Source organism: Bacillus sp. Bvel1 (assembly GCF_014872755.1).
In the GTDB taxonomy this organism is placed as follows: Bacteria; Bacillota; Bacilli; order Bacillales; family Bacillaceae; genus Bacillus; species Bacillus velezensis.
In genome coordinates this window covers 296,478-311,256 of sequence record NZ_JAAOBZ010000006.1, presented here as the reverse complement: position 1 = coordinate 311,256, position 14,779 = coordinate 296,478, and the positions used below count along the sequence as shown (strand labels likewise).

At 44.4% G+C, this 14,779-nt stretch carries 15 protein-coding genes; 7 read left to right on the top strand and 8 right to left on the bottom strand.

Annotated features, from left to right (window positions below; translation table 11 throughout):
* Window position 1 precedes the first annotated feature (1 nt).
* From galT to HAP68_RS05720, 4 genes are all read left to right on the top strand, one after another.
* Entirely contained in the window at window positions 2–1,501 is a 1,500-nt protein-coding gene (galT, locus tag HAP68_RS05735; RefSeq protein WP_051401526.1) for a UDP-glucose--hexose-1-phosphate uridylyltransferase, read from the top strand.
* Between the two features lie 51 nt (window positions 1,502–1,552).
* Window positions 1,553–2,665 carry a glycoside hydrolase family 53 protein gene (locus tag HAP68_RS05730; RefSeq protein WP_015388382.1) on the top strand — a complete coding sequence of 371 codons (1,113 nt, stop codon included), beginning with the start codon at window positions 1,553–1,555 and terminating at the stop codon, window positions 2,663–2,665.
* 269 nt (window positions 2,666–2,934) lie between these two features.
* Complete coding sequence (locus HAP68_RS05725; RefSeq protein WP_003154948.1) at window positions 2,935–3,408, top strand: MarR family transcriptional regulator; 474 nt, start codon at window positions 2,935–2,937, stop codon at window positions 3,406–3,408.
* A 142-nt stretch (window positions 3,409–3,550) separates the two neighbouring features.
* Window positions 3,551–4,963 carry an MDR family MFS transporter gene (locus HAP68_RS05720; protein WP_024085170.1) on the top strand — a complete coding sequence of 471 codons (1,413 nt, stop codon included), beginning with the start codon at window positions 3,551–3,553 and terminating at the stop codon, window positions 4,961–4,963.
* A 99-nt stretch (window positions 4,964–5,062) separates the two neighbouring features.
* Here HAP68_RS05720 and HAP68_RS05715 read toward each other — a convergent pair whose 3' ends face one another.
* The 4 genes from HAP68_RS05715 to HAP68_RS05700 all read right to left on the bottom strand — a co-directional run bounded on the left by HAP68_RS05715 (window position 5,063) and on the right by HAP68_RS05700 (window position 7,760).
* Window positions 5,063–5,344: a putative quinol monooxygenase gene (locus HAP68_RS05715; RefSeq protein WP_003154950.1), complete on the bottom strand. Its 282-nt coding sequence runs from the start codon at window positions 5,342–5,344 to the stop codon at window positions 5,063–5,065.
* A 110-nt stretch (window positions 5,345–5,454) separates the two neighbouring features.
* Entirely contained in the window at window positions 5,455–6,375 is a 921-nt protein-coding gene (gene bla / locus HAP68_RS05710; protein ID WP_131242007.1) for a class A beta-lactamase, read from the bottom strand.
* 344 nt (window positions 6,376–6,719) lie between these two features.
* Complete coding sequence (locus tag HAP68_RS05705; RefSeq protein ID WP_014304814.1) at window positions 6,720–7,106, bottom strand: VOC family protein; 387 nt, start codon at window positions 7,104–7,106, stop codon at window positions 6,720–6,722.
* Between the two features lie 291 nt (window positions 7,107–7,397).
* Window positions 7,398–7,760: a hypothetical protein gene (locus tag HAP68_RS05700; protein ID WP_024085166.1), complete on the bottom strand. Its 363-nt coding sequence runs from the start codon at window positions 7,758–7,760 to the stop codon at window positions 7,398–7,400.
* A gap of 520 nt (window positions 7,761–8,280) precedes the next feature.
* Between HAP68_RS05700 and HAP68_RS05695 the strand changes: the two genes are divergently transcribed.
* Window positions 8,281–10,110, top strand: a complete 1,830-nt coding sequence (locus HAP68_RS05695; protein ID WP_024085165.1) for a T7SS effector LXG polymorphic toxin — start codon at window positions 8,281–8,283, stop codon at window positions 10,108–10,110.
* Entirely contained in the window at window positions 10,107–10,463 is a 357-nt protein-coding gene (locus tag HAP68_RS05690) for a hypothetical protein (RefSeq protein ID WP_015388387.1), read from the top strand. The genes HAP68_RS05695 and HAP68_RS05690 overlap by 4 nt, the downstream gene beginning before the upstream one ends.
* Before the next feature lie 472 nt (window positions 10,464–10,935).
* On the opposite strand, the gene HAP68_RS05685 is transcribed toward HAP68_RS05690, so the two are convergent.
* A complete protein-coding gene (locus HAP68_RS05685; RefSeq protein ID WP_024085163.1) occupies window positions 10,936–11,079 on the bottom strand; it encodes a hypothetical protein in 144 nt (47 codons plus the stop codon).
* Window positions 11,080–11,124: 45 nt separating this feature from the next.
* Here HAP68_RS05685 and HAP68_RS05680 point away from each other — a divergent pair, with 45 nt between their 5' ends.
* Window positions 11,125–11,364 carry a KTSC domain-containing protein gene (locus tag HAP68_RS05680; RefSeq protein WP_375804999.1) on the top strand — a complete coding sequence of 80 codons (240 nt, stop codon included), beginning with the start codon at window positions 11,125–11,127 and terminating at the stop codon, window positions 11,362–11,364.
* A gap of 207 nt (window positions 11,365–11,571) precedes the next feature.
* Here HAP68_RS05680 and HAP68_RS05675 read toward each other — a convergent pair whose 3' ends face one another.
* From HAP68_RS05675 to HAP68_RS05665, 3 genes are read right to left on the bottom strand one after another with little or no spacing between them, the layout of a single operon-like run.
* Window positions 11,572–11,727: a glucosaminidase domain-containing protein gene (locus HAP68_RS05675; protein WP_024085160.1), complete on the bottom strand. Its 156-nt coding sequence runs from the start codon at window positions 11,725–11,727 to the stop codon at window positions 11,572–11,574.
* Between the two features lie 6 nt (window positions 11,728–11,733).
* The gene (locus HAP68_RS05670; protein ID WP_041482359.1) at window positions 11,734–14,532 is read right to left on the bottom strand and encodes a phage tail tape measure protein; all 2,799 of its coding nucleotides are present in this window, start codon (window positions 14,530–14,532) and stop codon (window positions 11,734–11,736) included.
* Window positions 14,529–14,750, bottom strand: coding sequence for a hypothetical protein (locus tag HAP68_RS05665; RefSeq protein WP_041482358.1), 222 nt, complete (start codon window positions 14,748–14,750; stop codon window positions 14,529–14,531). Before HAP68_RS05665 ends, HAP68_RS05670 begins: the two co-directional genes overlap by 4 nt.
* Window positions 14,751–14,779: the final 29 nt, after the last annotated feature.

Below are 14,779 nucleotides of genomic sequence, written 5' to 3'. Positions count from 1 at the left end.
AATGGAGGCGGCGGTCATTGACGTTTTTGAATCAGTGGCAGGGTTTCTGAAAGAAAGCACTGTCTTAGGCGACATAAATGAAACAGATGTGATTTATACAAGAAACAGACTTCTCGATCTGCTCGGACTGACGGATTATGCAGAACCGAAACGTATCAAGAAACAAAACAGGCTTCACTATTTGGACGAAATGGTGAAAGACGCGGTAAAACGGTCAATCATAAACGATACGCCGGCTGAAAGAGACATGCTGGGAAGCAGAATCATGGACGTAATCACACCGGCCCCTTCTCTGATCAATGCCGCATTCAGCGAATTGTTATCAGATTGCCCGAAAAAAGCAACGGATTATTTTTATAGATTGAGTCAAAACAACGACTATATTAAGACGCGGGCCATTCGAAAAAATATCGTGTACCGCTCAATAACACCTTTTGGGGAATTGGACATCACCATTAATCTATCAAAACCGGAAAAAGACCCTAAAGACATCGCCGCGGTAAAAAACAGTCCGGAAAACCGGTATCCGAAATGTCTGCTCTGTATGGAAAACGAGGGGTATGCCGGAACACCGCATCACCCCGCCCGTTCAAACCACCGCATCATCAGGCTTGACTTAGCGGGAGAACAGTGGGGTTTTCAATACTCTCCTTATGCGTATTACAGCGAGCATGCCATCTTTCTTTCAAGCGTGCACAAGCCGATGAACATCAGCCGCGACAGCTTCAGAAGGCTTCTGGCCATTACGGAAATTTTCCCGCATTATTTCGCCGGATCAAACGCAGACTTGCCGATCGTAGGAGGTTCCATTCTTTCACACGATCATTATCAAGGCGGCGCCCATGAGTTTCCCATGGCAAAAGCGGGTTCCCTCTACCCTTTTCATATGCGTCATTTTCCAGACGTTCAGGCCGAAGCCGTAAAGTGGCCGGTATCAGTGATCCGCCTTCGCGCAAAAGATCCGGATTTGCTGACAGATGCCGCTGCGTATGTTTTTGAAAAGTGGCGGGAATATTCAGATGAAACCGTCAGCATCATCGCGAAGACAAATGAACCCCATAATACCGTCACCCCGATTGCCAGACGCAGGGGAACGGATTTTGAAATCGATCTCGCTCTCAGAAACAACCGTACCTCCGAAGATCATCCGGATGGCATTTTTCACCCGCACCAAGACGTCCATCACATCAAAAAAGAAAATATCGGTCTGATTGAAGTGATGGGGCTCGCCGTTTTACCTCCCCGTCTGAAAGATGAGCTGGCAGAAGTGAAAAAGTATTTACTGAAAGAACATCATGACATCAAGGACATTCATCTTCCGTGGGCTGAAAACATCAAAGCGGATAAAGACGTGACACCGGAAAATGCAGCCGCTGTTTTACAAAGAGAAACCGCGAATGTATTTTTACGCGCGCTGACCGATGCAGGCGTTTTTAAAATGACACCCGAAGGAATTCAGGCGTTTCAGCGTTTCACGACGTTATTGGAGAATGGCAGCTGAAACATTCAGAGTGAAATCAATCAACAATCTTTTTTATCAGGAGGTATTGTGATGTTCAAAAACCGATTGAAACGTGTATTTGTAAACACAATCTGTCTTTCTCTCATTTTCACCGCTTTTACATTCTTTGAGAAGTCTCCTAAAGCAAAAGCGGATGCCCCGTTTGCCTATGGCGCGGATATAGGATGGCTGAAACAAATGGAGGATGAAGGTGTGCGCTGGCTGGATGACGGCGGGAAACAGAAAGATGCCTTGCAGATTCTTAAAGATCACGGAATAAATGCCGTGAGACTGAGAGTGTTTGTGAATCCGCCAAGCAGCTATTATTGGCTGAAAGACGGCACAACATGGACGATGCTCGGCTATAGTGACAAAGCGGGCGTACTTGCGGCAGCCAAAAGGGCAAAAGCGTTAGGAATGAAAGTAATGGTTGACTTCCATTACAGTGATGTGTTCGCTGATCCCGGCCACCAGATCAAGCCGAACCAATGGACCGGCTATTCAAACAGCCAGCTGCAGGCAGCCGTGTATAACCATACGTACGATGTCATGAAAGAACTTAAAAATCACGGCATCTCTCCTGATTGGGTGCAAGTAGGAAATGAAATGAATTCAGGAATTTTACTGCCCGACGGCAGCACGAGCGATTTCAGCAAATTGACCGGCTTACTGAACAAAGGCTATGACGCCGTGAAATCCGTCAGCCCGGCCACCAAGGTAATCAGCCATTTGGCACACGGCACGGACAACAGCCTATTCAGATGGTGGTTTGATCAATTCTTTAAAAACGGAGGGAAAACCGACATCATCGGCGTTTCATTCTATCCCTATTGGGAAGGTAAGCCGTACTGGGAGCTCACCGGCCATTTATCATCTAATTTGAATGACATCGCCTCACGCTACAACAAGGAAGTCATGGTGGTTGAACTGGGCGGAGATGAAAATAATCCGAAAGATTCCTACTGGACCATAAAAGACACCATAAAACTGGTGAAAGCCGTTCCGAACGGCAAAGGAACCGGCGTATTTTACTGGGAACCCGAAGCTCACTCCAGCGTTCTGTCAGATGCGTATCCACTAGGCGCAACCGCAAAAGTGTCTAAAAACGTCTTGAAATACACAACCGCAATTGACGCTTTTTATGATGCCGCAACAGGAAAATGATTGATGCAATTCTAAAGCAGGCTCTTTTCGCAGCCTGCTTTTTTGTAAGGCTGCAGAGTTAGCCTGTTATGAAGAGCTAATAACGAATACGGAAAGAAACATACTCGAAAAACCACATTTCGGTTAAAAATAGGATACTTCTTCTGTTCCCCCTCCTTCTTATTTCTGCGCACTATCTCTCAGTTCCTAAATAATAACTTTACGATTGTTGAAAAAGAAACAAACATTTTATAATATTGTGTAAGCACCACCGAGCAGGAGGACGGGTCATGGACAAAAAAGAACAGCTCCTCACGGATTTCAGGGACTTTTTTAACAAGATGGTGTGGCTGAATAGGCTGAAGATGGAAGAAAGCCTTAAGGGGCATAAACCTTCTGAAGTGCATTGCATCGAATTCATCGAAAAAATTGAAGACGCCAATGTGACAAAACTTGCGGAGTCCCTTTATATGACAAGAGGCGCTATAAGTAAATTAACGAAGAAGCTTATCAATAAAGGCCTTATCGAAAGCTATCAGAAGCCGCTTAATAAGAAAGAAATCTATTTCAGGCTTACCGAGCAAGGAAAAGTCATTTATAAAATTCACGAGGAATTGCACAAAGAGTTTCAAGAACGGGACAAAATCGTGTTTGAACAAGTAACTGATGAACAATTTGACACGATGCTGAGCTTCGTGGAAACATACAGCAGGCATTTGGATTCAGAAATAAAGAAACTTGGTGCAGACATGAAATCGGAATAAATATGAATAAAACCATAGGCAGCCCCGCTCCATGAAAACGGGCTGCCTTTTCATATCCTTCTTATTGTTGAAAAAGAAACAAAATCACTCTATTATTTTGTTGACAAGGAAACAAAGACAGCGATTTTGAGAGGAGAATAATATGTCAACACATAAAAGAAAGGAACTTCAGCTGCCAAAAGAAGTTCTCACAGCTGCCTGGGCTATTGCACTGGGAGCAATCGCTCCCATGCTTGACTCTACGATGGTAAACATCGCCATCGACAAACTGACCAAAGACTTCAACACGACATTGGATACCATTCAGTGGTCCGTTACAGGCTATATGTTAGCACTTGCGATTGCAGTACCCGTATCCGGCTGGCTTATGAATAAATATAACGGTAAGAAAATCTTCATCGGCTCAGTCATCGCCTTTGGTGTCATTTCTGTTTTTGCGGGAATGAGCCGTGACGTTTCCAGCTTCATCTTCTTCCGTTTGCTTCAAGGATTCAGCGCCGGCATTATCACTCCGCTTATGTCAACACTCTTGGTTAAAACGGCAGGTCCGGAAAACCTGGGAAAAGTGATGGCAATTGTCAGCACCCCTATGATCTTCGGCCCGATCTTAGGACCTGTCATCGGAGGCTTCATCGTCCAAGGTGCTTCATGGCATTGGATTTTTTACATCAACGTGTTCATCACTTTGATTGCCGCACCGCTTATGATGAAAACCATTCCAGACTTTGAACCATTCAACAAAGATCGTAAACTCGATATTTTCGGGATTATCAATTTGTCATTAATGAGCGCGGCATTGATGTACGGTATTACGAAAGCGGCGGATCATGCATCATTTAACAATAGCGACACCATTTTATGGGCGGGCATCGGTCTTGTTTCAGCAGTCATTTATCTTGTATATAATCTGATCAAGAAAAACCAAACCGTGCTGCCTATGAATTTGTTTGCAAACAAGAGCTTCTTAGCATCTTCGATCGGGTTGTTCTTAGCGAATGTTGCCATCATGGGGCCGATGTTAATACTTCCGCTGTTTTTTCAAGACATTCGTCATTTCACGGCAGTCGGAGCAGCACTCGCTTTAATCCCTCAAGGAGTCGGAATGCTCGTGACTCGTCCGCTGATCGGAAAAATGATTGATAAGATCGGTGCGAAATACGTGGTTACGGTCAGTCTTGTTCTTTCGCTGATCGGATCTATCCCGCTTATTTTTATCACCGATAACACAAGTATGATTTGGATTTCCGTCGTATTATTTATCCGCGGCACCAGTTTTGGAGGAATTATGCTCCCATTAATGAGTGACGCTTATACAGGTCTTGACAGCAAACAGCTTCCGGAAGCAGGTGTCGGTATTCATATGATTGAAAACCTCGGTTCCAGCTTTGGGTCAGCTGTGATCGCAACCGTTACCGCAACTGTCATACAAGGATTAAAGCCAACGATTCCGAACAGTTTAAAAGGCTACCATGCCGGATTCTTAGTATCCGTCATCATCCTTGCGGCCATCTTCATTCCAAGTCTGTTCCTTACCCATAAAAAGACTGCGATATAAAGAACTTTTCAAAGTAAAAAACCCTTGCGCAGCAAGGGTTTTAATGAATGAAACTGATGATTGTTGCCGGCAGAGTCAGCCAACAACATACAAAGCCTTTTACTCATTCACATTGCTTTTCATTAACCATTCTACTTCCGTTAATTCTTGTTTTTGAACGTCTTTTGTGTGCTTTTTCGTAAAATGGACTTTAACAGCTTCTTCGTTTTCCCAAATCTCCCAAAGCATAATTTTGCGTTCTGATGGTTCGAGCGGATGAGCATGGAACTGAATACAGCCTTCTTCTTTGTTCGTTTCTTCCTCAAGTTTTTTGAATTCCTTCATTATTTCATTAAGGTCTTTATCACTGATGATTTTTAAGCATGCCGTTATGTAATGCATCGAAACTCCCCCTCTTCCCATCATTTTATGGCTTTACATTATAACATCGAAACCGGCATACCGCATTCTCAACATATAAAAAACCGTCCATAAAAAATGAACGGCAATGTTTATTTAAGATCATGAAGAGCGACTTTTGCAGCCTCAGCGATAAGAGCATTATGATAATCGGCATCTTCCGTAAATCGGTTTGACAGGATTGCCAAAACAATCGGAGCTCTGTCAGGCGGCCACACGATCGCAATGTCGTTTCGCGTCCCGTAACTTCCGGCTCCGGATTTATCGCCGACTTCCCATCCTGCAGGAGCGCCTGCCCGAATCAGTTCGTCGCCGGTAGCGTTGCCCCGCATCCAATCCGTTAAGATCGTGCGCTTGTCAGTCGTGAGAGTGTTACCCAAAGTGAACGCTTTAAGATCGGTTGCCAGTGCCTTTGCTGTGCTTGTGTCACGACGATCCTCGGGAATCGCAGAGTTTAGATCCGTCTCGAATCGATCCGCTTTCGTTACATGATCCCCAATCTGTTTCAGTGATTTTTCGAAACCTTTAGGGCCGCCAAGCTGCTGCAGTAATAGGTTCCCGGCGGTATTATCGCTGTAACGGACAGCGGCTTCTGAGATTTCTTTCAGGCTCATGCCTGTATCCAGGTGTTTTTCTGTGATTGGAGAATATGTAACTAAATCGTCTTTGCTGTAGCGGATGATGGCATTAAGTTTTTCATTTGAGCTTTTCTTCAGAACAGCAGCTGCGGCCAAAACTTTATAAGTTGATGCGTAAGCAAACCGTTCATTCGGCCGATAGGCGATTGTCTTGTTTGACCCCGTATCAATCGCATAAACCCCAAGCCTGGCATCAAATTTTTTCTCAAGCTGAACAAATTTTTGATCCGTTATACAGCTTGTCATTTTTGTGTTTTCTATGGATTTTGCTTCAGCGTGCGTAGAGCCGAATAAAGGGCTGAAACCGGTAAAGCTTAAACATAAAAGCCCAATGCATATTCCAACTTGTATTCCCGCTTTATTTTTCACATCCAGACCTCCTCATTATAATGTTTTTGTATACATCTTCTAATTAACATTACAAACAGGATGAAAGTCAATATATTTCCTGTGAATGATTAAATCCTGCATTCTGATTCCTCCCCTTATTAAATGCGCCGCCCTTGCCGCGTCTGAATGTTTGCATGTCTGCTTCGTGTTCATCATCTATTTGTTATCCCTCCGTGCAAATAAAAACGGACACCAATCAGAGCATAGTGAGCTGTGCAATGATCAGTGTCCGCAGGCTTTCCGTCTTGGATCTATATATGTTTCTCTTGCAGACTATAAAAATCATAAGGTAAGTTAACAAACGCATTACCTTAATCTCGCGGTCAAAATTATATCATTTTATATATTTCAATAAGATTATTATCTGGATCTCTGAAATGAGCAACTCGTGCACGCCATTCCTGACGATCATGTGGTTCATTGACGCATGTAATCCCTTGCTTGTGCAAATTGTCATACGTTTTATCAACATCTTCTACCTTAAATTGAAGCAAAAATCTCGATTGCGCATCTCCGTCTAAAGATTTTCTTTCTTCTCCAACTATTTCAGCCATATTTTCTTGAGATAAAAGCTCTATTTTCGTTTCTCCATTATCGAAAAGTGCATATTCCATTTCCTTCTCTAACCAACTTATTGGAAGTCCTAATGAATCTCTGTAAAACTCGACGCTTTTTTTAAAGTCATTAACCAATAGTCTAATTTGCAGCAGCTTCATATTGAACGCCTCCTATCATTTTACTGGCCATTCATTTAATCATACAATAGGGACCTGACAGCATTATGTCAAGTTTCCACAAAAAAATTTCCCATACTGCACCCAAATTTCGGATGGAAAGCCTTCGAAGATTCATGAAACTGCGTTTGATCAATTCACAGTCTTAGTTTGAATTCTCCTCCTCTCCACCGTGGAGGCTCCGGCCGTGTAAGTCGCGCACCCGTAAACATCCGGCCCCCGCTCCCATAAGTAACACAACTGATAAATAATTGACTGAATAATTTTTCACCGTCATCGCTTCCCCTGCTTTTTATACTCTGCGATTTCCTTAGGGGTAGCCTTCCGGACTCCGTCTGTGTCTGTCCTGTTTGCCACTTGAGCGCCTTCCAGGTTTTTTATCTCGCTGACGACTCCCAAATGCTCTAAATACACATGATCACCAATCTTGAAACGATTCAGTTTGGCCCGCTCCTCGGTCATGCTCCTGTATTCAGTCGCGGCTTTCATTTTTAATTCAGCCAGACACATTTGACAAAGGGTTACTGTTACAGAATTGCCGTTAAAATCAGTAAACGAAACTGATCTGACAGATTCCTTTTCCGGGTGCATCGTACATGTTTTCTTCATAGGTGAAGGCCGTGTAAATTTAATCATTCCGCTTCCTCCTCAAAAAGTCGCTTCGTCCCTCTGACATATCTCCGGATGAATGGGAAGTTCCATACCCCCGCATTCGAACTGTCACAACACAGGGAGATTGCCTTTCCTTCGCCGTCTGACGGATTTTCATCCATCCTGCATAGCTGTAAGCCTATATTCCTTTATATTCCCAATGCCCGCCACACTTCCCTGTTATGATGAAGTTTTTAAAGCTATTGACCAGTTGCCCAGGTTGATTCCATGCGGAAAGCAGTTTGGGCCGCCGTATCCTAATTCATTCGGGTAAATTTCAGCCCTCTAATATGTGTGTGTATGCTTTTTAAAGGAAGTGCGTCACATGATGTTCTAACAACCGATTCAACCTAAAGCTAACTCTACCCCAATTCCCGATCATAAAATAAGTAAATTTACCCAGAACAAATTAATCATTTTGCACTTTCAAAATACTTATTTGGCTTTTCCTTCATTCTTCCATGGTAATATCTTGTTGAAGTATTTCGCATGAAAGGATATGGTCATGAAAGTTTTCGAAGCAACCACCCTCCTCGCCGCCGCCAAACAGCGTGCGGGTGAATATAAAAAACTGCGCGGTCAGATGGTCAACCTAAAAAAAGCGTTTCAAGGTATGGCTGATCTTGGTGACAATGATTTCTCAGGCCGGGGCGCTGACAACATCAAAGCCTTTTTCAAAGACCACGCCGGCGTCACAGACAGCTGGCTTGATCTGATCGACATGAAAATCGCATTTCTCACAAGCCTTCCCGGCAAGGTCGAAGATGCCGGACTTTCCAGTTCGCATGTGGAGGAATCTTTCCTGGAGCATGAACTCACCCACGCCCTCAGTAAATCAAAGGCGATTATGGAAGAGCAGAAAAAAGACATGCGCTCCATCCTCGGAGAGATCGAAGACATCATCTCGCTTGATCTCTTTTCCACCGAAAGCGTGGATCACAAGCTCCAATCAGCCGACAAAAAAAGAAGCGAAACCATACATAAACTCGGCAAGCTTGATCACGATCTAACGAAAGAATACGCAGAAACCGAAGCAAACGAACAGTTTATCCAAGCCGACTTTCAGCAGCTCCAAAACGCCACAGGCAAAGGAAAAAGCGCCACGCCGCTTCACTATAACGCCAAGGCATACCGAGAAAGCGACATCCATAAGAAGAAAGGCGAGATTGCAAGACATTCGGACGCTTATTTGGCGATTAAAAAGGAAGAAGCGAAAGAGCGTGAAATCAAGGATCTAAAGAAAAAGCTGGCTGATGGCTTCACCGACCCGGATGAGTATTTGGAAATCGCGAAGAAGATCGGCTATGAAAACCTTGAACCCGCTCAGGTGGAATATGTGCTGCAGCTCGAACAAGCAAAGCAGCTCGAAGAAGTCGGAGAAACAGCTTGGGATATCGTCAAAGGAATAGGCGTCGGCCTTTATGATGTTGGAAAAGACACAATAACCGGCGTCAAAGATCTCGCTGTCGGCGCATGGGATTTTTACCATCTCTCTGATGAACAAAAAGTCGCTAAAACCATATCGGCTGTATTGAACACGCCCTCCTACGCAAAAATCATATGGACAAACCTGGCGGATTCGTGGAATGATAAAATGGTTAACGGGGATGCGTATTCAAGATCCCATTACATCACCTACGCCATCGGGAGCATCGTCGGACTAAAAGGTTCCGGCTCAGCTGTAAAAGTAACAAGCAAGCTCGCTAAAACAGGCGCCGCCAAAGTGGATAACGTCTTGGAAGCCGGTGAAAAAGCAGCTGCAAAACATGTAAAAACCGGGATTGAAAAAGGAAAAGACTATATCAATTCTGTTTCGAAAAACAAGTACGAACCCGCGCTTGCCGGAATAGCACAGGATATTGAAAATACTCACAATGTGAAGAATACGCCTTTGTTGAAAAGTATTATTGAAGAGCAGAAAGAGAGTGTTCTCAGGCAATCTGTCAATTCAAATGGTATTAATAAGAAAACGATAAAGCACGTATATCATGGTGAAGTTAATAGGAAAAATAAAGCTGTAGGTTATCATCATGAGAGTATGATGGGTGGCAATATAATACCTGGAACAGAAGAAGTACCTGATATAAATGGGGTATATAGAGCTAAAGTAGAAGTAAAAGGAATAAAAAAAGTAGCAAGGTCAACTTTCTTTCCAAAAGAATGGGATAGAATAAAAGTTTACAATACAATTTCCGAAGCTTACAAAAACAAAAAACAAGTACGAGATAATAAGTATATCGGCAAAACATCATCAGGGATTGATGTAGAGATGTATATTAATAAAGATGGCTCAATAGCTACTGCATATCCTTTATATAAAAAACCAAGGGAATGATTGATTTTATTATGGAATATTCATTTGAATGTAAAAGAGACCATTTAGGATACTTACGAGTAGTTCTCCCCGCAGAGTTAGAATACTTTTCTGATTTCATTGAAGACATTGTTTCGGTAGATGAAGCTGATGAATACTTGAAAATGATTCAAGACGTATTGGATGGTTCCTCTGAAGAATATGAGATTCAACTAAATACCACCGTTGCATATATAAAAGAAGATCAAACGGTCATAGAACACCTTTATACAGAAAATGAAAACGATAGAAACTCCATGGAGACAGAAAAATTCAAAAAACTTATACTCGACTGGAGAGACAAGATCCCCCAAAGGTATAAGAGTGATGATTAAACTTTAGGTCCCTTGAAATTCAAGGGACCTTTTTATTACCTTAATCCCGCTTCAAGTTTCACTTTGTTTTCGATCCGCAGTTACTATCTGGAGAACTCATAAGGAACGGTCTGGCAAATTTTCGATTTTCAGTGCATAATAGCTATCAATGCCATTTCCTTGCCCTTCTTACTGGAATAATGTAAGCCTCTAGAGCCGTTTCAATAAAAAGTAAAAAACCCTTGCTACGCAAGGGTTTTGGCTATGATTCCGACTGGGCTCGAACCAGCGACCTCTACCCTGTCAAGGTATCCGCAAGTGATCCGATAAGTCAGTCGGTAAGTCAAACGTTGGTATATCAGCGTTAAGTCATGCAACTAACATTGAACGTCCTTATTCTATTATCTCCGATTATAAACTATAGCCCCTCAACCACGCAAGGTAAAGAAGAGTATAATTTTAACACTCAGTCAATCTCGAAAGAAACTTTGTTTTACGGTTGCTCTTGTAATTCGTCGTCAGCTAATTCCGCAAGCTTTTGAAAAGCTACGTTATTTTCTAACGGTCCTGCCTCGCATTCATACCCGCAGCTCTTAAGTTGTTCAACGATTTCATTTAGCGTTTTAAATTCAGACAATTTCCTCATCCTTTCGTCTAGTTTTTGAAGGTATTTTGATCTTATATGCAGAAATATATACCAAATGGAGGTGATAAAATGAACCTAGTCCCAGTTAACTCTTCAAATTTAAGCGCTGTTGGATACAATTCTCAATCCAAGGTGCTACGGATTGTTTTTAACAGCGGCACTTACGATTATTTTGATGTGCCCCAAGGTGTGTATGATGGTCTAATGTCGGCTCCTTCTAAGGGAAGATACCATCATGCTTTTATTAAAAACAGCTATAGATATGCAAGAGTTTAGAAAATTTCCTTATATTTTATAGTTGGCAAACGTATGACGAATGAAACTAAAAGGCGGCATTAGCCGCCCTGCTTCGTCAACTCCGGTATTACCACCCATCCAACAACTCCGCCGTGTTGATTTCATCCATCATTTCCCGATCAGAGTATGGAAAAGTAGCGTCGGCAACCTTCTGACTGTCTCTGTTTACTCCTGATTCAATCGCTTTCAAAACACTTCACCCCACACCACGGCAAGGCCGCTAGTCCCGTAGGCACTTTCTAAGCACCCTTGCGCGATTACAAGACTGGCGAGAATTTTATAATTCACGTATATTTTCTGCGCATCCGGGGCGATTTTCTTTATGAAGTCCGTATTTCCCATTCATAATCACCTCCCGCTCCTTAGACTTTCTATATCGAGGCCATCTTGCTGGATCGCGCTTATATGCGGCTCAATGACGTGGCCTAGTTCGTATCCATCTACGATTATGGAAGCGCCACCCTTCGTCTTAATCGCCTGCTCAATCGAACTGAGCGCGCGTAGCATATCCGACGATAAGCCGGAATCTCCTCCGAGGCCCGTCGTGTGGCCTGCGTCAATCATTCGCATAAGATTCGCTTGCTGCGCTTCAGTAAGCACCATTTCGTTACGCAGGGCCCGGATATCGACTTCGTGACTCATCGGATTAGCGAATTGAGACGCTAGGCCGCCGATGTGAAGTTTATTGATCTGTCCGAGGCCGATGACGCCGCCAGTGTGGTAAGTACCTTCGTTCCCTTTTCCACGACTTACGGCACGCTCCGTCTTCATAGAAACATCCGAAGTAATTGTCGTGATTCGTTTCGTGATGTCCTTACTTAGAGTAGCGTTCATTCTTTGGGCTTCCGACGTAATATCCGCGACCCGACCTCTTGCGGTACGAAGGTTTGCTATCTCGTCGTCAATTGCTTTAACAGACTTCCGATACTCATCCGTTTTACGATCGGCTGCTGTCGTGTTGTTTTTCAGATTCGCCTTCGCATCTTGTAAGCGCCCAATCTCCTTATCGATCACTCTCACGCCTTCGCCCTTTTTGGCGTTTAATCCAACTTGACGGAGCTCAAGGTCGATCATCTTCTGACGAATAGTATCCAGCTTAGATATTTCTTCGTTTACCTTATCAAGTTCGGTCTTTTTAGCTGAAATTTTCTGTAAGCTGGTGTCTAATTGGCTTCTTAGTGTCTTTAAGGTCCCTTTCTGAACTTCAAGGACAGTCTCTTGTGAAGCTACTTCTTTCGTGTTTCCTTCGAGTTTAGCGTCTCTTATATTCCCTTCAGTTTCTTCAATTAGAGCAAGCTGATCTGCTATCTCACTCTCGCTTTTGTGCCTCTCTTTTGTCAGATCTTTTATTTCTCCTGTAAGCTGCTTCTGCTTACTTAGGTTGTCTTCATAATTTTTATCTGCGAGGTTTTTCTGTTTTTCCAGATCAAGTCGCAAATCTTCCGCCTTTTCCTCAGTCAGCCGCTTTAACGCCTTAGTATTTTTTGCGAACGCATTACCTTGATCGGTGATCGCAGCGCTTGTTTGCGGTGCCTTCTCTAAAACCTTGTCGTTAAGCGAAAGGTAGCGATCAAATTCACTGTTTGTCAGTCCGGATTTCTTACGCAGTCCTTCCTGCTCTTCCTTCATACGCTTAATTGCGTCGGAATCCGTTTCCGTTTTAATTCGATCATTCAAATCGAGATAATGAGCAAATTCATCCGCGGTCAATTTCGTCTTAGTCTGAAGTTTGTCAAACTCCGCAGATAAATGGTTTAGCGATTCAACTTCCTTCTGTTTCGACTCGGCCGCCTCTAAACTAACGGTGTTCATCTGATCGTACCCCGCTTTCACCCCGACAAGCGCTCCCGCTAATAAAGAGAGCCCGGTGATCACCCATCCGGCCGGACCCATCGCAACGAACAAACCGCGCACTGCGATTCCGAGTTTCATCATGGAAGACGCAACTAGCGCCACCGCTGCCGCCGCACCCGCCATTTCGAGACCTGTCGTAATGATTCCCGGATTCAGCTCGCTAAGGAACTCGACCACCTTCGTACCGGTATCGACAATTTTTCGGAAAGTAGGTAAAAACTCGTTACCGATCGCGATTCCGAGGCCGTCGAGCGCAGACGTAAACTGTTCGAACGACCCTTTGAGGTTATCCATCTGCGTTTTCGCTACTTTGTCCGCAGTCCCGCCGGCTTCCTTCAGCGTCTTCGAATAGTTGCGCAGTCCCTTTTCTCCGACGCCCAAGAGCGTAACGAATCCGGAAGCCGCTTCAACTCCGACGAGCTGTGCCGCCGCGGCCGTTTTCTGCGCCGACGTCATCCCTTCGAACTGCTTCGAAATATGGCCGACGAGTTCCGGTATCGGCTTTAGATTTCCGTGCGTGTCCTTTACTTCGATGCCGTACTTTTTCATCGCCTTGGCCGACTGGCCGACCGGATTCGTAAGGTGCAAGAGTGACGCACGAAGAGCCGTACCCGCCATCGATCCTTGAATACCAGCGTCTGACATTTTCGCAACGGCCGTCGCAGTGTCTTCGATAGAATATCCGAGAGAATGCGCGACAGGAGCGACAAATTTCATTGCATCGCCTAATTGCGGCAGATCCGTGTTGGCCGTCGTCATCGCTTTTACGAGTACGTCAACGGCATGCCCGGAGTCTTCCGCTTTAATGCCGAAGCCGGTCATGATGTTCGAAACGATATCCGCGGAACGTCCGAGCCCTTCGCCTGAAGCTGCCGCCAAGTTGAGCACGGCCGGCAACGATCCGACTTGCGCTTTTACGCTGAAGCCCGCCATCGCAAGATATTGAAGACCCTCGGCCGCTTCGACCGCGGTATATTTTGTTTCGGCGCCCATCTTAGCCGCGATATTCTTCAGATCTTCGAAGTCCTGACCGGTCGCACCGCTGATCGCTTTAACTCGCGACATGGCCTCCTCGAAGTCAGCCGCTTTCTTAACAGAAACGCCGATGCCGGCCACGACTGCACCTCCGACCGCAAGCGAAGCCTTTTGGATGAGGCCCATTTGCTTCGACAAGTTTTCGGCTGATCGTCCCATTCTCGTCATATCGCCCCTGACTTGCGTCTGTCTCCGCGACCAATCATTCATATCAAGTACAAGGCGCGCCCGGATCTCACCTACCGTCGCTCCGCTCATTCTTTACCGCCTTCTTGTGAGCGATTGAAGAAAAGCACAATCTCCTCTGCGCTGTATTGATCTAAGACCTTAGTTGCTTCAACTATTTTTTCTCCCTGCTCGTCTGTAAAATTCCCGTTGCCTTTAAGGACTTTTTCTGTCACCCATTCGATAACACCAACTGCATATGCGACTCTGTCTGCTTCTTCTTTCGTTACAAAAGGAATTACTTCTCCCATCTCATTCGCTCCCTTTAGGTAAAATAAAA